Source organism: Burkholderia sp. HI2714 (assembly GCF_002223085.1).
Taxonomy (GTDB): Bacteria; Pseudomonadota; Gammaproteobacteria; order Burkholderiales; family Burkholderiaceae; genus Burkholderia; species Burkholderia lata_D.
Window position 1 is genome coordinate 167,759 of the sequence record NZ_NKFM01000024.1, and the last position, 19,833, is coordinate 187,591.

At 66.6% G+C, this 19,833-nt stretch carries 19 protein-coding genes; 11 read left to right on the top strand and 8 right to left on the bottom strand.

The window, feature by feature from the left end; translation table 11 throughout:
• Nucleotides 1-8: 8 nt before the first annotated feature.
• On the bottom strand, nt 9-1,766 hold the full coding sequence (locus tag CFB82_RS13570) for an ABC transporter permease (RefSeq protein ID WP_069248578.1): 1,758 nt from the start codon (nt 1,764-1,766) through the stop codon (nt 9-11).
• A gap of 509 nt (nt 1,767-2,275) precedes the next feature.
• On the opposite strand from CFB82_RS13570, the gene CFB82_RS13575 reads away from it, so the two are divergent.
• Entirely contained in the window at nt 2,276-2,542 is a 267-nt protein-coding gene (locus CFB82_RS13575) for a double-stranded DNA-specific endonuclease (protein WP_011545926.1), read from the top strand.
• Nucleotides 2,543-2,584: 42 nt separating this feature from the next.
• Here the strand turns inward: CFB82_RS13575 and CFB82_RS13580 are convergent, their stop codons facing one another.
• The gene (locus tag CFB82_RS13580) at nt 2,585-3,901 is read right to left on the bottom strand and encodes an ATP-binding protein (protein WP_089446192.1); all 1,317 of its coding nucleotides are present in this window, start codon (nt 3,899-3,901) and stop codon (nt 2,585-2,587) included.
• Nucleotides 3,885-4,610, bottom strand: coding sequence for a response regulator (locus tag CFB82_RS13585; RefSeq protein ID WP_009693256.1), 726 nt, complete (start codon nt 4,608-4,610; stop codon nt 3,885-3,887). Before CFB82_RS13585 ends, CFB82_RS13580 begins: the two co-directional genes overlap by 17 nt.
• A 224-nt stretch (nt 4,611-4,834) precedes the next feature.
• On the opposite strand from CFB82_RS13585, the gene CFB82_RS13590 reads away from it, so the two are divergent.
• Nucleotides 4,835-5,386: a periplasmic heavy metal sensor gene (locus tag CFB82_RS13590; RefSeq protein WP_069248580.1), complete on the top strand. Its 552-nt coding sequence runs from the start codon at nt 4,835-4,837 to the stop codon at nt 5,384-5,386.
• Between the two features lie 70 nt (nt 5,387-5,456).
• Here the strand turns inward: CFB82_RS13590 and CFB82_RS13595 are convergent, their stop codons facing one another.
• A complete protein-coding gene (locus CFB82_RS13595; RefSeq protein WP_089484395.1) occupies nt 5,457-6,152 on the bottom strand; it encodes a pirin family protein in 696 nt (231 codons plus the stop codon).
• Nucleotides 6,153-6,521: 369 nt separating this feature from the next.
• Between CFB82_RS13595 and CFB82_RS13600 the strand changes: the two genes are divergently transcribed.
• The 4 genes from CFB82_RS13600 to CFB82_RS13615 all read left to right on the top strand — a co-directional run bounded on the left by CFB82_RS13600 (nt 6,522) and on the right by CFB82_RS13615 (nt 9,735).
• Nucleotides 6,522-7,304, top strand: coding sequence for an ABC transporter substrate-binding protein (locus CFB82_RS13600; RefSeq protein WP_143750906.1), 783 nt, complete (start codon nt 6,522-6,524; stop codon nt 7,302-7,304).
• A 232-nt stretch (nt 7,305-7,536) separates the two neighbouring features.
• Nucleotides 7,537-8,226, top strand: coding sequence for an ABC transporter permease (locus CFB82_RS13605; protein ID WP_021158491.1), 690 nt, complete (start codon nt 7,537-7,539; stop codon nt 8,224-8,226).
• Nucleotides 8,223-8,936, top strand: a complete 714-nt coding sequence (locus CFB82_RS13610) for an ABC transporter permease (RefSeq protein WP_059233487.1) — start codon at nt 8,223-8,225, stop codon at nt 8,934-8,936. The genes CFB82_RS13605 and CFB82_RS13610 overlap by 4 nt, the downstream gene beginning before the upstream one ends.
• Nucleotides 8,937-8,955: 19 nt before the next feature.
• On the top strand, nt 8,956-9,735 hold the full coding sequence (locus CFB82_RS13615; protein ID WP_039368539.1) for an ABC transporter ATP-binding protein: 780 nt from the start codon (nt 8,956-8,958) through the stop codon (nt 9,733-9,735).
• A gap of 87 nt (nt 9,736-9,822) precedes the next feature.
• Here the strand turns inward: CFB82_RS13615 and CFB82_RS13620 are convergent, their stop codons facing one another.
• Nucleotides 9,823-10,320 carry a GNAT family N-acetyltransferase gene (locus CFB82_RS13620; RefSeq protein ID WP_089484397.1) on the bottom strand — a complete coding sequence of 166 codons (498 nt, stop codon included), beginning with the start codon at nt 10,318-10,320 and terminating at the stop codon, nt 9,823-9,825.
• 86 nt (nt 10,321-10,406) lie between these two features.
• On the opposite strand from CFB82_RS13620, the gene CFB82_RS13625 reads away from it, so the two are divergent.
• Both CFB82_RS13625 and CFB82_RS13630 read left to right on the top strand, forming a co-directional pair.
• The gene (locus tag CFB82_RS13625; RefSeq protein WP_256990357.1) at nt 10,407-11,378 is read left to right on the top strand and encodes a LysR family transcriptional regulator; all 972 of its coding nucleotides are present in this window, start codon (nt 10,407-10,409) and stop codon (nt 11,376-11,378) included.
• A 562-nt stretch (nt 11,379-11,940) separates the two neighbouring features.
• Nucleotides 11,941-13,020, top strand: coding sequence for a porin (locus tag CFB82_RS13630; RefSeq protein WP_089484452.1), 1,080 nt, complete (start codon nt 11,941-11,943; stop codon nt 13,018-13,020).
• A gap of 144 nt (nt 13,021-13,164) precedes the next feature.
• Here the strand turns inward: CFB82_RS13630 and CFB82_RS13635 are convergent, their stop codons facing one another.
• Both CFB82_RS13635 and CFB82_RS13640 read right to left on the bottom strand, forming a co-directional pair.
• Nucleotides 13,165-13,503 (bottom strand): P-II family nitrogen regulator, encoded by a 339-nt coding sequence (locus tag CFB82_RS13635; protein WP_006398637.1) that lies wholly within the window; start codon nt 13,501-13,503, stop codon nt 13,165-13,167.
• A gap of 83 nt (nt 13,504-13,586) precedes the next feature.
• Nucleotides 13,587-15,293, bottom strand: a complete 1,707-nt coding sequence (locus CFB82_RS13640) for an NAD+ synthase (protein WP_089484398.1) — start codon at nt 15,291-15,293, stop codon at nt 13,587-13,589.
• Nucleotides 15,294-15,403: 110 nt separating this feature from the next.
• Here CFB82_RS13640 and CFB82_RS13645 point away from each other — a divergent pair, with 110 nt between their 5' ends.
• From CFB82_RS13645 to CFB82_RS13655, 3 genes are all read left to right on the top strand, one after another.
• Nucleotides 15,404-16,582 carry a GNAT family N-acetyltransferase gene (locus CFB82_RS13645; protein WP_089484399.1) on the top strand — a complete coding sequence of 393 codons (1,179 nt, stop codon included), beginning with the start codon at nt 15,404-15,406 and terminating at the stop codon, nt 16,580-16,582.
• A gap of 301 nt (nt 16,583-16,883) precedes the next feature.
• Nucleotides 16,884-17,918, top strand: a complete 1,035-nt coding sequence (locus CFB82_RS13650) for a helix-turn-helix transcriptional regulator (protein ID WP_089484400.1) — start codon at nt 16,884-16,886, stop codon at nt 17,916-17,918.
• A 49-nt stretch (nt 17,919-17,967) separates the two neighbouring features.
• Nucleotides 17,968-18,786: a GIY-YIG nuclease family protein gene (locus CFB82_RS13655; protein WP_089484401.1), complete on the top strand. Its 819-nt coding sequence runs from the start codon at nt 17,968-17,970 to the stop codon at nt 18,784-18,786.
• Nucleotides 18,787-18,840: 54 nt separating this feature from the next.
• On the opposite strand, the gene ppa is transcribed toward CFB82_RS13655, so the two are convergent.
• Nucleotides 18,841-19,368 (bottom strand): inorganic diphosphatase, encoded by a 528-nt coding sequence (gene ppa / locus CFB82_RS13660; protein WP_034178734.1) that lies wholly within the window; start codon nt 19,366-19,368, stop codon nt 18,841-18,843.
• Nucleotides 19,369-19,833: the final 465 nt, after the last annotated feature.

Genomic DNA, 19,833 nt, shown 5'->3' on the forward strand with positions numbered 1-19,833 from the left:
AATCGGTCTCAGTCGAGCCGCAGCTTCGCTTCGGCGAAGGCATACAGCGGACGCCACAACAGGCGGTTGAACAGGGTAACGAACAGGGACATCACGGCGATGCCCAGGATGATCTTCGGAAAATCGCCGGCGGCGGTGGTCTGCGCGATATAGGCACCGAGGCCGTGCGCCTCGATCTTGGTATTGCCCCACTGGACGGCTTCCGACACGATGCTCGCGTTCCACGCGCCGCCCGATGCGGTGATCGCGCCGGTCACGTAGTACGGGAAGATGCCGGGCAGGATCGCCTGCCGCCACCACTGCCAGCCACGGATGCGGAAGTTCGTCGCCGCTTCGCGATAGTCGTTCGGGTAGGACGTTGCGCCGGCGATCACGTTGAACAGGATATACCACTGGGTGCCGAGCACGATCAGCGGCGACAGCCAGATATCGGCGTTCAGGTGGAAGCGCGCGATCACGATCACGAACACCGGGAACAGCAGGTTCGCCGGGAACGCCGCGAGGAACTGCGCGAGCGGCTGCAGCTTTTCGGCGAGCTTCGGGCGCAGCCCGACCCACACGCCGATCGGTACCCAGATCACTGACGCGATGGAGATCAGCACGACCACGCGCAGCAGCGTGATGAGCCCCAGCACCAGCACGTGGCCGACCTCGGCCATCGTCACGCCGGTCGACACGAAGCTGATGACGCGCCACACGATATAGGCCGTGCCGAGCAGCACGAGGGTCGCCCACGCGATGTCGACCGTGCGTGACGCCTTCTTCTCGACTTTCGGCAGCGAGAAGCGCATCGCACCCGACAGCGGCAGCCGCAGCGGAATCCGCGCGGCCTTCGCGAAGAACCAGCCGGCCGGCACGAGCAGCTGATGAATCAGGCGCGTGCGGCGCACGAGGTCGAGCAGCCACGATTGCGGCGCATCGCCCGACGCGGTGTTCTCCATCCGGAACTTGTCGGCCCACGCGATCAGCGGGCGGAACAGCAGTTGGTCGTACGCGACGATCACGACCGTCATCGTGAGGATCACCCAGCCGATCGCACCGAGATTCTTGTCCGAGATCGCCTGCGCGAGATACGCGCCGACGCCCGGCAGCGTGATGGTCTGGTTGCCGACGGTGATCGCCTCCGACGCGACGACGAAGAACCAGCCGCCCGACATCGACATCATCATGTTCCAGATCAGGCCCGGCATCGAGAACGGCACTTCGAGCTTCCAGAAGCGCTGCCACGACGTCAGGTGGAAACCCCGCGACACTTCGTCCAGGTCGCGCGGCACCGTACGCAGCGACTGGTAGAAGCTGAACGTCATGTTCCACGCCTGGCTCGTGAAGATCGCGAAGATCGCCGCGAGCTCGGCGCCGAGCACGCGGCTCGGGAACAGCGCGAGGAAGAACGTGACCGTAAACGAGATGAAGCCGAGCACCGGCACCGACTGCAGGATGTCGAGGATCGGGATCAGCACCATGCCGGCACGCCGGCTTTTCGCGGCGAGCGTGCCGTAGATCAGCGTGAACGCAAGCGACGCGACCATCGCGGCGAGCATCCGCAGCGTGGTGCGCAACGCGTATTCGGGCAGGTTCGACGGGTCGAGCGAGATCTTCTGCGTCTGCAGGGTACCGATCGGCGCCATCGTTTCGTGGAAACCGACGATCGCCATCGCGAGCAGGCAGATGATCAGCGGAAACGCGATGAAATCCCACCGGTTCGGCAGGACGCGCCACGCGGACGCGTTGGCGGTCCGGTTCGGATTGAAGAATCCGACGTCCATCAGGCGCCCTCCCCGGTAAGGCCGAACGAAGCCGGCAGTCGATGTTGATTCATGGCAAAGCGCACGGGTGCGGTAATTCGATTGACTGACGATCGCGCGCGAGCGCGGTGCGCCGTGCATGCACGCGCTGCCGAGCCCGGACGAGTCGGCCGCGACGGCACGACACTACACCAACCTGTATTTCAGGTACAACCGTCCGGGAACGGCGCAGGCGGCGCACGGATCATGCCTGGCGCGTGGGCGGATGGCGGGTGCGCGGGTCGAGCAGCCCCGGCCGCAGTCTTTCGGCCGGCATGCAGGCCCGAATTATGCCGTGATCCGGCTCGCCCGGGAACCCGCCAGCCGCACGTACGCGACAAACCATGTCGCGCGTCACCAGCCGGATACGACTAAGCGGGTATGATCAGGGCTGGCCCTCGGGATCTGTTACGGACGGTCCGATGGCAACGCATGCGCGTGCCCGATGTCAACAGGCCCCGGGGATCGATCGACGAGCGGGAGGAAAGGGAATGGCAGGAAACTTGGTGATCGTCTGCCGCGATCAGGATGCCGACGCGTTCTACGAACTGATGCAGGAGTACGGGTCGTTCCAGACGCGGCTGTCGTCGACGGCGTGGTACCTGAACATGAACGTCGTGCCTGAATCGCTGCAGGAGGAAATCCTGGAGCGCCTCGGCCGGTACACGACCGTCTACATCTTCGAGGCCACCACCGTGACCTACAACACCATCGACAGCAACGCGGCCGAGACGCTCGGCACGCTGTTCGGCGAATGACGGCACGCGGCGCCAGCCCGGACGGGCCGGCGCCGCAGCCGCTCATGCGGCTTGTGCGTGGGGTTCGTCCTTCGGCACGACCTCGAACGGGAACGTCATCGCGACGCGCAGGCCGCCTTCGGGGCGGTTGCCGATGTCGCACGCCCCGCCCAGCCTGAGTACGAGCCGCTCGACGATCGCGAGCCCGAGCCCGCTGTGGCCGTTGCCGCCTCGCGCGGGGTCGAGCCGCACGAACGGCCGCGTGGCCGCCGCGAGGTCGCGCGGTGCGATCCCGCCGCCGCTGTCGCTGACCGACAGCACGTAGCCGGTCGGCGTGCGCGCCGTCTCGATGAGCACGGGCGGCGCACCGTACGCATGCGCGTTGTCCAGCAGGTTCGACAGGATCCGGTCGAGCGTCGCCGTCGGCAGCCGGAAGCCCGGATCGGCGTCGAGCCGGGTCTGGACCGTCGGCGCGTTCGGCGCGACCGCGCGATAGCTGCGCGCGATCCGCTCGCACGCCTGATCGACCGGCACCGGCTCGCTGCGATCGGACCCGCCGTGCGCAAACACCAGGAATTGATCGACGATGTGCGACATCGAATCGACGTCGCGCACGACGCCGTCACGCAGCCGGGCGTCGTCCATCATTTCCGCCCGCAGCCGCATCCGCGCAAGCGGCGTGCGCAGGTCGTGCGCCACGCCCGCGAGCATCACCGCGCGGTCGCTCTCGGCCTGCGACACCTGTTCCACCATCTGGTTGAAGCCATGCGTGAGCTGGCGCAGCTCGCGCGGGCCGCGCTCACGCAGCGGCGGCACCGGCTGGCCGCGACCGAAGCGCGCGACCGCGCGCGCGAGCGAGCGCAGCGGCTGCTGCAGTTGCCAGGCCGCGAACAGCGCGGCGATCACGCCGGCCGAGAAGATCGTGCCGAGCCACAGCAGCATCCGGTCGAGCGAGCGCGGCGGCCGCAGCGGCTGCACGGGCACCACGATCCAGTTGCGGTCGGCCGGCTCCTTCACCCACAGCACGGGCGGATGGCCGGGCGTGCCGATCTCGACCTGCGTGCCGGGCGGCATGCGGTCGCTCACGTCGTCGCGGAACCGCTTCAGCGGCGGCGGCAGCCCTGCATCGCCGCCCTTCGGCACGTCGGCGCTGTCCGGCGACACGAGCCGCACGCGCGACGGCAGCGGCTGGTCGGGCGTGCGCGCGACGTGCTGGCGCACCGCGTCGACGAGGAACGCGGCCTCCTCGACCGCATAACGCGTCTGCATCTGGTTGCGCTCGAGCCGCATCGCGAAGAACCACGCGAAGTGCGACAGGAGCAGGACACCGACGACGAGCAGCGCCAGCCGCCCGAACAGTGAATCAATGGGTTTGCGCATGGGCCTCGCCGTCGGGCACGAACACGTAGCCGCGCCCGCGAACCGTCTGGATGAAGCGCGGCGTCGACGGATCCGTTTCGAGGATGCGGCGCAGGCGCCACACCTGGACGTCGATGCCGCGGTCGGTGCCGTCGTACTCGGGCCCGTGCAGCAGCTCGAGCAGCCGCTCGCGCGTGAGCGTGCGCAGCGCATGGTTCACGAAGATCTTCAGCAGCGCGAATTCACTGCTCGACAGCGTGGCCGGCTTGCCGTCGACCGACAGCGTGCGCGCCTGGAAGTCGAGCACGAAGCGGCCGAACGCGAACGGCTCGCGCTGTTCGGGCGCCGCGGCCGACGGCGTCGCGCGGCGGCGGCGCAGTACGGCCTGCACGCGCGCGAGCAGCTCGCGCGGGTTGAACGGCTTGCCGAGGTAGTCGTCCGCGCCGAGCTCGAGCCCGACGATGCGGTCGACGTCGTCCGCACGCGCGGTCAGCATGATCACGGGGATGTCGTCGCCGGCCGCGCGCAACTGGCGCAGCGCGGTCAGGCCGTCGACGCCCGGCATCATCAGGTCCAGCACGATCAGGTCGGGCCGCTCGCGCTCGAGGCGCTTCTCGAGCGTCGCCGCGTCGTGCAGCACGGACACTTCCATCCCCTGGCGCACGAGGTAGTCGCGCAGCAGGTCTCGGAGTTCTTGGTCGTCGTCGACGATGAGGATCTGGGTAGTCATGGTTCGAAGTTTACCGCGCGAGGGAGGAGTCGAAGAACGAAACAAAGGGACGAAAGGGTTACTGCGGGTTACCGCGCAAGGGAACTGTAATGCGCGGTAACCCGGCCACCGCCCCACGTAACACCGGCCGCAGCCTGCATCGCTAACCTGCGTCTTACCGGATGCGGTACCCGGTTTTCCCGGTACCGCATCGCCGGACCCTTTGGATACAAGGAGTTTCTGAAATGTATAAGAAGACTTCCCGCGTGGCCATCGCGGCCGCCACCGTGCTCGCTCTCGCATTCGGCACCGCGCATGCCGCGCAGCCCGACGACATGCCGCCTCCGGGCGGCCCCGGCGCCCACCAGATGCACGGCGGGCACGAAGGCGGCCCGTTCGGCGCGATCATGAAACTGCACGACCAGCTGAAGCTCAACGCGTCGCAGGAACAGCAATGGCAGGCGGCCGTCAACACGATGAAGCAGAACCGTGACGCGATGCGCAAGAGCCACGAGCAGATGCGCGACCAGTTCAAGGCGCAGCAGAACCAGCCGATCCTCGACCTGAGCGCAATGCACTCGGCACGCCAGCAGGCCGAGGCGCAGAACGCGCAACTGCGCGAGCAGACGTCCGCCGCGTGGCTCACGTTCTACAACGGGCTGAACGACCAGCAGAAGACGATGGTCAGCACGGCGCTCAAGCAGCAGTTCGCGAAGATGGAACAGCGCCACGAGAAGATGAAGGAGCGCTGGGAGCAGCATCGCGCGGCCAAGGCCGCGTCGGCGCCGGCGCAGTAAGCCGGCGGGCCGCTCCGCGGAGCGGCATCGAAGGGGACGCGGGCACCGGCCCGCGTCCCCTTTTTGCATGTCAGGCGACGTCGAACAGCAGCACCTCGGCCGCCTGGCCGCGCGCGAACGCCACCGCGTCCACGCCGCCGATCCGCACGCCGTCGCCCGCGGCCAGCGCACAGCCGTTCACCTCGAGGTCGCCGCGCACCACGTGCACGTACGCGCGACGCCCGGCCGGCACGTCGAACGCCGCCGCCTCGTCGCCGTCGATCAGCCCCGCGAAGATGCGCGCGTCCGCACCGATCGGCAGCGCACCGTCGCCACCGTCCGGCGCCGCCACTATCCGCAGCCGGCCGCGTTTCTCGTCATCGGCAAAGCGCGTCTGCACGTAGCCGGGCCGGCCGCCTGCCCCGGCCGGCGCGAGCCAGATCCGCAGCAGGCGCAGCGGCTCGTCACGCGACGCGTTGGTTTCGCTCAGCATCACGCCGGTGCCGGCGCTCATGCGCTGCACGCCGCCCGCACGGACGATCGCCCCGTTGCCGAGGCTGTCGCGATGCGCGAGCGCGCCGTCGAGCACGTAGGTGACGATTTCCGCGTCGCGGTACGGCCGCATCCCGTAGCCGCGGGTCGGCGCGATGCATTCCTCGTTCAGTTCGCGCAACGCGCCGAACGCCGGCGGCCCGTTCCGGCCGGACGCCCGAGGAAAGCTGTGACGGAATTCGTGCCAGCCATGGCTGCGCAGGTCGCGATCGGCGGCGCGGCGGATCTGGAACATGGGACGGACACTCCGTGAGATGCGTGGTTCTGCCATGCCATCACTGTATGAGTGTGCCAATCGCGCCACAATCCGCCGCTTGCGCACCGCATCGTTGCACCCGCGGATGCAATCGACGCAATGGTCATTGCGAATGCGACGATTATCGCAACAGCGGGATCAATGCGTCGAAGAATCGATCGGTCGGCCCGGATTGCCGGTTTCCGGGTATCGCGTTCGGGTAAAATACCGGCCTTTTGGCGTTCGCCGTTCCGGCGGCCGCCATTGCCAGAGCGCCGTTCGGCGATTTTTGGCCGTCTAGAATACGCCGCGGCGCCCGGTCCGACCGGCCGCGAGCGCTCCCGGAAAGTCAGCAACAGAAGGATGGAAATGAAGAAGGCCGCCCTGTGCGCCGCCCTCGCCCTCATGGCGGGCAGCGCCTTCGCGAAGGAGTGGAAGACCGTGCGGATCGGCGTCGACGCCAGCTACCCGCCGTTCGAGTCGACCGCGCCGAGCGGCGAGATCGTCGGTTTCGACGTCGATTTCACCAAGGAAATCTGCAAGCGAATCAACGTGAAATGCGTGTGGGTGGCGCAGGATCTCGACGGGATCATCCCGGCGCTGAAGGCGAAGAAGTACGACGTCATCGTGTCGTCGCTGACCGTCACGGACAAGCGCCGCGAACAGATCGACTTCTCCGACAAGGTATATGACGCGCCGGCGCGGATGATCGCGAAGACCGGCTCGCCGCTGCTGCCGACGATCGCGTCGCTGAAGGGCAAGCGCGTAGGCGTCGAGCAGGGCTCGACGCAGGAAACCTACGCGAAGGCGTACTGGGAACCGCAGGGCGTGACGATCATTCCTTACCAGAACCAGGACCAGGTCTATGCCGATCTCGGCTCGGGCCGTCTCGACGCGACGCTGCAGGACGAGCTGCAGGCCGACTACGGCTTCCTGCGCACGCCGCGCGGCAAGGGTTTCGCGTTTGCCGGGCCGGAAGTGAAGGATCCGAAGACGATCGGCGACGGCACCGCGATCGGCCTGCGCAAGGAAGATACGGACCTGAAGCTCAAGATCAACAAGGCGCTGGCCGACATGCACAAGGACGGCACGTACGACCGGCTGTCGCACAAGTATTTCGCGTTCAGCGTCTATTCGGCTTCGGCCCGCTGAGCAACGAAAAGAAGAGACGACGGATGCGGGGGCGGCCTCGGATCCGGGCAGTACAGGCAATCAACCACGCGCCGCCCGCCCCCTTGCCCGTCGTTCGCGCGACGGGCGGGCCCGGCACCGATGCCGGGGCGGACGGTCATGATACGCACGGGGCGTTCCGCGCAGCTTGGGCGGAACGCGTCTTTCGCGGCGCACCGCGTGCGCCCTAAGGGACCACACCAGGGACCACTCAATGTTTCTACAAGGTTACGGCCCGCTGATCCTCGCTGGCACCTGGCAAACCGTCAAACTGGCGGTGCTTTCGCTTGCGCTGTCGTTCCTGCTGGGCCTGCTCGGCGCGGGCGCGAAACTGTCGCGCAACCGCTTCACGAACGGCGTCGGCACCGTCTACACGACGCTGATCCGCGGCGTGCCCGACCTCGTGCTGATGTTGCTGCTGTTCTACAGCCTGCAGATCTGGCTGAACATGGCGACCGACGCGCTCGGCTGGGACCAGATCGACATCGACCCGTTCCTCGCCGGCGTGCTCGTGCTCGGCTTCATCTACGGCGCGTACTTCACCGAGACGTTCCGCGGCGCGTTCCTGTCGGTCCCGCGCGGCCAGCTCGAGGCCGGCAGCGCGTACGGGATGACGAACTGGCAGGTGTTCACGCGGATCATGTTCCCGCAGATGATGCGCTTCGCGCTGCCGGGCATCGGCAACAACTGGCAGGTGCTCGTGAAGTCGACCGCGCTCGTGTCGATCATCGGCCTCGCCGACGTCGTGAAGGCGTCGCAGGATGCCGGCAAGGGCACGCTGCGGTTCTTCTTCTTCACGCTGATCGCGGGTGCCGTCTACCTCGCGATCACGACGATCTCGAACTTCGTGCTGATGTGGCTCGAAAAGCGCTACTCGACCGGCGTCCGCAAGGCTGACCTATGATCGAACTCATCCAAGAATACTGGCGCAACTATCTCTACACCGACGGCTATCGCATCACCGGTGTCGCTATCACGCTGTGGCTGCTGGTCGTGTCGATCGGCCTCGGCTTCTGCCTGTCGATACCGCTCGCGGTCGCACGCGTATCGAAGAAGAAGTGGCTGTCGAGCGCCGTGTGGCTCTACACGTACGTGTTCCGCGGCACGCCGCTCTACGTGCAGCTGCTGCTCTGCTACACGGGCCTCTACAGCCTGCAGGCCGTGCGCGGCACGCCGATGCTCGACGCGTTCTTTCGCGACGGGATGCACTGCACGCTGCTCGCGTTCACGCTGAACACCTGCGCGTACACCACCGAGATCTTCGCGGGCGCGATCAAGGCGACCTCGTACGGCGAGATCGAAGCCGCGCGGGCGTACGGGATGTCGACGTTCACGATGTATCGTCGCGTGATCCTGCCGTCGGCGCTGCGCCGCGCGCTGCCGCTGTACAGCAACGAAGTGATCCTGATGCTGCACGCGACCACCGTCGCCTTCACCGCGACCGTGCCGGACATCCTGAAGATCGCCCGTGACGTCAACTCGGCGACCTACATGTCGTTCCATGCGTTCGGCATCGCCGCCCTGCTCTATCTCGTGATCTCGTTCACGCTCGTCTGGCTGTTCCGCCAGGCCGAGCGCCGCTGGCTCGCGTATCTGCGCCCGCAAGGCAAGTAAGTTTTCGCAGGACTATCGAATGAACTCCCAGACCCAGAAGCTTTTCGTCGACGATCTCCACAAGCGGTACGGCGACAACGAGGTGCTCAAGGGCGTGTCGCTGAAGGCGAACTCGGGCGACGTGATCAGCGTGATCGGCTCGTCCGGCTCCGGCAAGAGCACGATGCTCCGCTGCATCAACTTCCTCGAGCAGCCGAACGCGGGCCGCATCTTCGTCGACGGCGAGGAAGTGCGCACCGCGCTCGACAAGACGGGCGCGCTGCGCGCGGCCGATTCGAAGCAGCTGCAGCGCGTGCGCACCAAGCTGTCGATGGTGTTCCAGCACTTCAATCTCTGGTCGCACATGAACGTGATCGAGAACGTGATGGAAGCGCCCGTGAACGTGCTCGGCATCCCGAAGAAGGAGGCCGAGGAGCGCGCACGCGAGTATCTCGAGAAAGTCGGCCTCGCGCCGCGCGTCGAGAAGCAGTATCCGTCGCACCTGTCGGGCGGCCAGCAGCAGCGCGTGGCGATTGCCCGCGCGCTGGCGATGCATCCGGACGTGATGCTGTTCGACGAGCCGACGTCGGCGCTCGACCCGGAGCTGGTGGGCGAAGTACTGAAGGTGATGCAGAAGCTCGCCGAGGAAGGCCGCACGATGATCGTCGTCACGCACGAGATGGGCTTTGCGCGCAACGTGTCGAACCACGTGATGTTCCTGCACCAGGGCCGCGTCGAGGAGGAAGGCGTGCCGTCCGAGGTGTTCGCCAACCCGAAGAGCGAACGCCTGCGCGGGTTCCTGTCGGGCAGCCTCAAGTAACATCGCACGCTGCACGCCACGCGTCGCGACGCGTGAGCGGGCGCCCCGCGGTTCGCCGCGCGGCGCCCGTTTTGCATTGACGCGGCGTTATGCGGCGCCGACCGGCGCGGCGTCGGCGAACGCGCGCAGTTCGTCGCCCGCGAGCCGGTAGCGCACCCATTCGCTCTGCGGCGCCGCGCCGACGCTCTCGTAGAAGCGGATCGCCGGCTCGTTCCAGTCGAGCACGCTCCACTCGAAACGCCCGCAGCCCGACTCGACCGCGATCCGCGCGAGCGCCTTCAAGAGCCGCAGCCCGGCGCCCGCGCCGCGAAAACGCGGCGATACGTACAGATCCTCGAGATACAGCCCCTGCCGGGCAAGCCACGTCGAATACGAGAAAAAATACACGGCGAAGCCGGCCGGCTCGCCGTCGACCTCGCACATCAGCGCGCGCGCCGGCGATCCGTCGCCGAACAGGCTGCGCTCGAGCGACGCGGGCGTCGCGATCACTTCGTGTTCCGCCTTCTCGTAGATGGCCAGTTCGGTAATGAAACGCAGGATCTGCGGCACGTCGGCGACGGTGGCGGAACGGATGTCGATTTGCACGGGTTGAGCCCTCCTCCGGCCCGGGTGAAACGGGAAACGGCGCCGCGCAGCCGCGCTGGCACCCATCAGAGCGTCATGCTACGTTCATGCAGCCCCTGCAGGAAGTGCAGTTTCTTCATCCGGACCTGAACATGATGCATCCCGATCTGCGCCGCCTCGACCTGAACCTGCTCCTCGTGTTCGATGCGCTGTACCGCCACCGGTCCGTCGCCGCGGCCGCGCACGAGCTCGCGTTGAGTCCGTCCGCGTTGAGCCACGCGCTCGCGCGGCTGCGCGACGCGATCGGCGACGCGCTGTTCGTGCGCCTCGGCAACGAGATGCAGTCGACCGTGCGCGCCGACGACATCGCCACGTGGGCCGGCGACGCGCTCGACACGATGTCGAAGGGGCTCGCCCGCGCACGCCGCTTCGATCCCGCACAAAGCGACCGCACGTTCGTGTTCGCGGCGACCGACTACACGGCATTCGCCGTGCTGCCGGCGTTTCTCGCCCGCATCCAGCATGTCGCGCCGCAACTACGGATCCGCGTCGTGCATTCCGACCGGAAGATCTCCGTCGACGAACTCGCGGCCGGCCGCATCGATTTCGCGCTCGGCTACCACGAGGAATCGGCCGCCGACGCGCCGGGCATCGAGGACTTCGACTGGTTCTCCGACGACTACGTCGTGATCGCGAGCGCCGCGCATCCGGAGATTCGCCGGCGCCTGACGCTCGACCAGTACCTCGCGGCACGCCACGTGGTCGTCACGCCGTGGAACGAGTCGCGCGGTGTCGTCGACCATGTGCTCGACCGGCTCGGCCTCGCGCGGCAAGTCGCCGTGCAGTTGCCGACCGTGCTGGCCGCGCCGTTCGTGATCGCGGAATCCGCGCTGCTGATGACGGTGCCGAACCGCGCCGCGCAGGCGTTGCGGCACGCGGCGCCGATCCGCCTCTTTCCGGCGCCGTTCGAGATCCCGCGCTACACCGTGAAGGTCTACTCGCACGCGAAGCATGCGCGCACCGATGCGCATCGCTGGATTCGCGCACAGTTGCTCGACGCAAGGCCCGCCAATGCCTGACCGACACAGGTCGGTACATCGCGCCGGGCGTTGCCGGACAAGCGTTTCAGGCACCCGCCGCCTCTATCCGGCAGCCGCCCATTCATTACGAAATACTTACCAATTTTTCGTCTCCGACGCCTACGCCCGCGCCCTCGCAGCGTCAATAGTGGCAATCCTTGACCCCTGTTTGCAAAATTCGTGTCTCCCTTGCAGGACAAGGGTTTTCCGTTAATTGCAAACCCTTGGCACCCCTGTTGCCCACCGTGTTGCATGGCAATTTGGCGACACGTGTTAGTCAAACAACGATTTCCATCGCCACAAAATTGTATTTTTGCTAAATTAGTAACCAAAGTAGCAAAACGAAGTTCGTGAAATGTAGTTTAGCTTCACGACACTACAAGGAGACCCCGCAGGCCGACCCGGCTGCGCGGGACCGCTCAACGGTTTTCCGTCCGCTTGCCCGCGTGCTGCGCTTACCGGCCCTGCACGAGGTCTCCCTGGTTATCCCGCTTTTGCCCGGCGCTCGCGCTCCGGGCATCTCGTGCAGTCTGGGTTGACTTTTTGACAGGGTATGGAGGAGATGATGAAGAAAGCTTTGGTCGCGGCCGCGCTGATGGCTGCTGGGGTGGTGACGGCGCACGCGCAGAGCAGCGTCACGCTGTATGGCCGCCTGGATGCCGGCATCGAGTACATGAACGGCCTGCAAAACGGCCACCAAGTGCGCGCGGAAAGCGGCGACTGGGGCACGAGCCTCTGGGGCTTGAAGGGCACCGAGGACATTGGCGGCGGCAACAAGATCCTGTTCCACCTCGAAGGCGCGTTCAACACGATGACGGGCGGCTTCAGCGGCTCGATCTGGGATCGTTTCGCGACCGTCGGTATCTCGAACGACCAATACGGTACGCTGCTGTTGGGTCGCGAGCTCGCGATCGCCAACGGCGTGTGGGACTTCGACCCGTTCGGCCAGTCGGCCTGGTCGACGGCATCGCTGGTGCGCGGCCGCAACTGGAACAAGACCAGCAACAACGTGTCGTACCAGTCGCCGCAGTTCTACGGCCTGGACTTCTACGGCCAGTTCTCGTTCTCGAACTCGACCAGCTTCAACGGCAACACGACGGCCGGCCAACCGGGCCGTGCAGCCGGTGCACAGGTCACCTACACGAATTCGCTGTTCCAGTTGCGCGGTATCTACGACGAAACGCGCGACAGCAACGGCCGCTTCTCGGACGTGTTCAACTACTCGCGTGAATACTTCGCGGGCGTGAACGTGTTCCTCGGCCAGTTCAAGGTGCAAGCGGCCTACCAGGCATCGCGCGCGGACGGCAGCGGCGGCCCGGCAGTGAACGCCGGCGTGACGGGCACCCAGCAGGTCTGGGGCGGCGTGACGTGGCAGGCAACGCCGGCAGCGGCGCTGATCGCAGCCGTGTATCACGTGAACGCGAACCACGGCGGCGGCAACGCGAACATCTACACGGTCGGCGGCTCGTACAACATCTCGAAGCGCACGCTGTTCGACCTGCAGGTCGCGACGGTGCGCAACAGCAAGAACGCCAACTTCGGCCTGAACGCGAACGGCGCCGGTACGGCCGTGTCGACGGGCAACCCGAATCCGGGCGGCAGCCAGACCGGTGTCTACGCCGGTATCCAGCACCTGTTCTGATCAGGCGCCGTTCTCAAAGAATCGATTCAACGACGTTTTCCACGCTGCTGCGAGAGGCGCGTATCGGTGCGGTACCCAACCGGGTATCCGCACCGTTTTTTATTGGCGGGCCGGTTTTGTGCGACCCTTCGACGAAGGCGGCGCTCAGACGGCCGCTTCGTTCTCTTCGCCGGTGCGGATACGGATCACGCGCTCGACGTCCGACACGAAGATCTTGCCGTCGCCGATCTTGCCGGTGCGCGCCGCGCCGATCACCGCATCGATCACCTGGTCGACCTGCGCTTCCGCAACGACCACCTCGATCTTCATCTTCGGCAGGAAGTCGACGACGTATTCGGCGCCGCGATACAGCTCGGTATGGCCCTTCTGGCGGCCGAAACCCTTCACTTCCGTCACGGTCAGGCCCGTGAGACCCACTTCGGCGAGCGCTTCGCGGACTTCGTCCAGCTTGAACGGCTTGATGATGGCAGTGATGCGTTTCATGGTGGTTGTCCCCCAATGCTCGTTTGGATGAAAAATCGCGACCCCGATTGTAAGCCTGCGGGCCGCATGCGGCCCAGCACCGCTCAATCGAGACGTTCGGTAAACCGTGACGTGATCGGATAGCGCCAGTCGCGCCCGAACGCGCGATGCGTGACGCGAATGCCGATCGGCGCCTGGCGGCGCTTGTATTCGTTGATCTTGATGAGCCGCGTCACGCGTTCGACGTCGGCCTGCGCATAACCGGCCGCGACGATCTCGGCGAGCGGACGATCCTCTTCCATGTACATCCGCATGATCGCGTCGAGCACGTCGTACGGCGGCAGGCTGTCCTGGTCGGTCTGGTTCTCGCGCAGCTCGGCCGACGGCGCGCGGGTGAGAATCCGCTCGGGAATCACGTCGCGCAGCGGGTAGTCGGCCGTTTCGTTGCGATAGCGGCACAGCCGGTACACGAGCGTCTTCGCGATGTCCTTGATCACCGCGAACCCGCCGGCCATGTCGCCGTACAGCGTGCAGTAGCCGACCGCCATCTCGCTCTTGTTGCCCGTCGTCAGCACGATCGAGCCGAACTTGTTCGACAGCGCCATCAGCAGCGTGCCGCGAATGCGCGCCTGGATGTTCTCCTCCGTCGCGTCTTCCGCACGGCCCGCGAACTCGCCCGCGAGCGATGCGCGGAACGCATCGAACATCGGCGCGATCGCGATCTCGTCGTAGCGCACGCCGACGCGCCGCGCCATTTCCGCCGCGTCGGTGGTCGAGATGTCGGCCGTGAAGCGCGACGGCATCATCACTGCGCGCACGCGCTCCGGCCCGAGCGCATCGCATGCGACGGCCAGCACGAGCGCCGAATCGACGCCGCCCGACAGCCCGATCAGCACGCCCGGAAACCCGTTCTTGCCGATGTAGTCGCGCACGCCCGTCACGAGCGCGCGGTACACCTGCGCGTCCGTCGACAGCTCGGGCGCGATCGCGCCCGGCAGCGGCCGCGCGCCGTCGAATTCGACGATTGCGTGCCCTTCGTCGAACTGCGGCATCTTCGCGACGAGCGCGCCCTGCGCGTCGAGCACGAACGAGCCGCCGTCGAACACGAGCTCGTCCTGGCCGCCGACGAGGTTCACGTACACCATCGGCAACCCGGTTTCGCGAATCCGCGCGCGCAGGATGTCGATGCGCACCGCTTCCTTGTTCATGTGGTACGGCGAGCCGTTCGGGATCAGCAGCACCTGCGCGCCGGCCGCCTTCGCGATCTGCGCGGCCGATGCGTGCCACGCATCCTCGCAGATGATCACGCCGTATTTCACGCCGTTCAGCTCGAACACGAGCGGCTCGGCGTCCGTCGCGAAATAGCGCTTCTCGTCGAACACCTCGGCGTTGGGCAAATCCTGCTTGCGATAGGTGCCGAGGATCTCGCCGCCGACGATCAGCGATACCGCGTTGTAGGTATCGGTGGGCGGCACGCCGCGCTCGATCGGTCGGTTTGCATTACCATCGACGGCTGGCGCGTGCGCGCCTTCGCCCATGCTTCGCAGCGGATGGCCGACCAGCACCGCGAGCCCGTCGAATGCTTTCAACGCGTCGGCGAGCGCGTCGAGTGCCGAGGCCGCCGCCGCGTAGAACGCGGGCCGCAGCAGCAGGTCTTCCGGTGGATAGCCGGACAGCGCGAGTTCCGGCGCGACCATCAGCTGCGCACCATCGTTGTGCGCGGCGCGTGCGGCCGCGACGATCCGTGCGACGTTGCCGGCGAAGTCGCCGACGGTGACGTTGATTTGGGCGAGAGCGAGTCGGGTCTTCATGGCGGGATCGGCGCAGCCCGGCGGCGCGCTCTGAACGGCTGACGAAATCGTCCCGGTGCGGGCCGCGCAGGCCCGCGCATCCGGCGACACAGAACGGTACGGATTCACGCTTGAAACACGAACGCATCGATTATCGCACGGGCATCCTGTCGTCCCCCGCGGAGGTGCCGGCCGAAGAATGGAACGCGCTGCTCGCCCGCGACGCGCAGCCGACGCCCTTCCTGCGCCACGAATTCCTCGACGCGCTGCACGTCGCGCGCTGCGCGGTCGACGATACCGGCTGGTCGCCGCACTTCGTCACGCTGACCGACGAGCGCACCGGCCGCCTCGTGGCCGCCGCGCCCGTCTACGCGAAGCAGCATTCGTACGGCGAATACGTGTTCGACTGGGCCTGGGCCGACGCGTACCAGCGCAACGACCTGCCCTACTACCCGAAGCTGCTGTGCGCGGTGCCGTTCACGCCCGTGCAGGGCACGCGCCTGCTCGCGGCCGACGACGACGCGCGCCGCCGGCTCGCGGCCACGCTGCTCGCGTTCGCCGAGCAGAGCGACGTGTCGTCGCTGCACGTGCTGTTCCCGACCGGCGACGAAGCGGCGCTCCTCGAATCGATGGGGATGATGCTGCGCGAAGGCGTGCAGTTCCACTGGATCAACGACGGCTACCGCCACTTCGACGATTTCCTCGGCACGCTCGAGCAGAAGAAGCGCAAGAACATCCGTGCCGAGCGGCGCAAGGTGCACGACGCGGGCGTGACGTTCCGGCGGCTCACCGGCGACCAGATCACCGACGCCGACTGGCGCTTCTTCTCGCGCTGCTACCGGCAGACCTATCGCGAACACTATTCGAGCCCGTACCTGAATCTCGACTTCTTCCGCACGATCGGCGCGACGATGCCCGAGAACCTGCTGCTCGTGATCGCGGAAGCCGGCGGGCAGCCGATCGCGAGTGCGCTCGCCGTCTACCGGCGCGGCGAAAACGGCGGCGGCACGCTGTATGGCCGCTATTGGGGCGCGCTCGAACACGTGCCCTGCCTGCATTTCGAAACGGCCTACTATCAGTTGCTCGAATTCTGCATCGAGGCCGGGCTCGATACGTTCGAAGGCGGCGCACAGGGCGAACACAAGCTCGCGCGCGGCTTCCTGCCGACCGTCACGCACTCCGCGCACTGGCTCGCGCACCCGGCGTTCTCGGACGCAGTCGCACGCTTTCTCGAACGCGAGACCGAGCATATCCACGCGTACGTCGACGAACTGCGCGAACACGATCCGTTCCGGCGCAGCGGCAAGTAACGTCATCAAGCGCACCGGCATGCGAGAAGTCACGGCCGGCTTCGCCGCATGCCACACGGCTCCTTCGGCTCCGTGCGCGGCGAGCGTCACCGCCATCGGCAGCGCCTGGATCACCCACGCGACGCAATCGTCGAACGCCGGACCAGCGAAGTTTTCATTGATCCGCCTGAATCGATCTGTTGTACTTGTCACCACACTCCAGCGTCCCAGTTTAAAAAATCGACCGGTCACCATGCTTGACCGGCAGGAGCAGTACCTGACCTCTCGCAGCGGGGGCAACCCGAAGGTCATGGAGAGAGACATGGAGTTACGACAGAAATCGGTATCCGTCCGGGTCTACCGACAGGCGCTCGACGACCTGCGCCGCAACGGCTTCGACGTCGCGCCGCTGTATGCGACGCTCGGCATCGGCGCGGCCGATCTCGCCGACGACGCGCGGCGCATCCCCGGCGATCGGCACGTCGCCGCGATGCGGCTGATGAGCGACTGGCCGTTGTCCTGGCATCGGCCGCCGCCGCAGGTCGTGCCGTGGCTCGCACCGTTCCCCGAGCTCGCGGGCATCACCTGCAACGCCGCGACGCTGCGCGACGCGCTGCACGGCTACCTGCGCTACCGCGAACTGATCGGCAACGTCGACTGGCTTTTCGCGCATGAAACGGGCGACGCGATCGCACTCGAGTACGTGAACGAGGGTGACGGCCGGCCCGCCAGCAGCGCGTTCGCGAATTTCGCGATCCTCGTCGCGCTCGCGCGCCTGTACGATCCGCACGTGCGGATCGACGAAGCCGCGTTCGCGGGCCGCGCGTTCGCGCCGACGGCCGCGTTGCGCGACCTCCTCGGCGCGGCGGTGTCGTTCGATGCCGCATGCAACCGCGTCGTGCTGCGCTCCGCGCGCTTCGACACACCGTTCGAGCGCTACAACGCGCCGCTCGCGGACATCCAGCGCCATGCGGCCGACGCCGCGCGCGAGCGCGTGCGCGCCCGCTCGACGTTCGGCTCGTCGGTCGAGCAATGCGTGCGCGACTGGCTGCGCACGTCCGACGACGCCGACGTGCCGTCCGACACGTTGATGGAGCATGTCTGCGCGCGCTTCGCGATGTCGCGCTGGACACTGCGCCGGCGGCTGCATCGCGAAGCGGTCGGGTTTCACGCGCTCGTCGCGCAGGCGCGGCTCGGTGAAGCGCGCGACCTGCTGCTGAATACGCAACTGCCGATCGGCGAGATCGGCGCGCGGGTCGGCTTCCGTTCGACGAGCGCGTTCACACGCTTCTTCACGCGCGAACTCGGCGCGGCGCCGAGCCGCTTCCGCGACGGGCACGGCGATCGGTGGCGTTGACGGGCGCTTTTTCTGAGACACTGGCGGCTTCGCATCCCGCCGCCCTGCCATGTCCTGGTTTCTGTATCTGATCGAATGCGCCGACGACAGCGTCTATACGGGCATCACGACCGACGTTGCCGCACGCTTCGACGAGCACGCATCGGGCAAGGGCGCGCGCTATACGCGCTCGCGCAAGCCGCGCGCGGTGCTCGCGTCGTTTCCGCTGCCCGACCGGTCGAGCGCGTCCCGCGCCGAATACTGGGTGAAACGGCTCACGGCGGTGCAGAAGCGGGAACTGGCGGCCGGACTGCGGACACTGGAGTCGGTACTGCCGGCCGTGGTGGCCGTCGATACGAGCGGTGACGCGGCCGGGTCGAAGGCCGGTGCGCGCGGGCGGAAGAAGGCGAAGAACGTCGATAGTGCGGAGAAGACGGTCGAGACGGGCAAAAAACCGAAGAAGGCCGGAAAGGCCGGGAAAGCCGAAAAGGTCGACAAGCCTGCAAAAGCCACCAAGCCTTCCAAGGCGACAAAAGCCACACCGGTCGCGAAACGCAAGAAGCCCGACAGCGATGCGGTCGCAAGAAAGACTTCATCGCGCGACACCCCGGTAAAGAAGGACAAGCCGGCCACGCCTTCTTCGTCGAAAAGAAAAGTGCAGGCAGCCAGCGGCAAACCCGTTACGAACGGACGCGAAAACACCGCGCCCGCGCCGGCCCGCCGCCGCCCGTCTGCTACCCGAGCCGCCGAAGCGCCCGAGGCTTCCGTTGCCCCTCGCCGCACGAAGCGCACGAAGGACGCGCCGTCCACCGCCACGTCGCCTGCGGCCGTGCCTGTCTCCGCGCACAAACGCCCCCAACGCACAAAACAAAACCGCGCGGCCTCCTGAGGAGACACGCGCGGTTTGCGTTTCGCACGAACCGGCCGTCGGCCGGTACGCCGCTTACTTCTTGTAGTTCGCTGCGCCGTCGGTGATTTCCTTGTGCGCGGCTTCGATGCCGGCCCAGCCTTCGACCTTCACCCACTTGCCCTTCTCGAGCGCCTTGTATTGCTCGAAGAAATGCTTGATCTGGTCTTTCAGGTACTCGGGCACGTCGTCGATCGACTTCAGGTTTGCCGTCATCGGGCAGATCTTGTCGTGCGGCACGGCGACCAGCTTCGCGTCGACGCCCGACTCGTCGGTCATCTGCAGCATGCCGAGCACGCGCGAACGCACGATCGAGCCTGCCAGCAGCGGGAACGGCGTGATCACGAGCACGTCAACCGGATCGCCGTCGCCCGACAGCGTCTGCGGGATGTAGCCGTAGTTCACCGGATAGCGCATGCCCGTGCCGATGAAGCGGTCGACGACGAGAAGGCCCAGTTCCTTGTCCGCCTCGTACTTCACCGGATCGCTTTGCGCGGGAATCTCGATGATCACGTTGAAATCTTGCGGCAGGTCCTTGCCGGCCGGAACATGATTGAAGCTCATGAGCACTCTCTGTAGGTCGATGGGAATTCGGGACAGGGCGCCGCGGCCGATGCATCGCCGCAGGCGTCCCGCAAGGGAATGCGCCATTATAGCCAATCGACCGGTGGCGTCCGGATGACGATCGGCCGATAATCGTTCCCGATGCCCGGCCGTCGAACCATCGGCGGCGTTACATGGAATCGGCATCGGCGGCTGAGGCGCTGCCGCCGGCCGACCGCGAAACATGGGGCCTGGGTGGGCGCCGAAGCGCCAACTCGGGTCGACCGCGAAGCATGGGGCCCGGGTGAGCGCTGAAGCGCCAACTCGGGTCGACCGCGAAGCATGGGACCCGGGTAAGTGCTGAAGCGCTAACTCGGGTCGACCGCGAAGCATGGGGCCTGGGTGAGCGCTGAAGCGCTAACTCGAGTCGACCGCGAAGCATGGGACCCGAGTAAGCGCTGAAGCGCTAACTCGGGTCGACCGCGA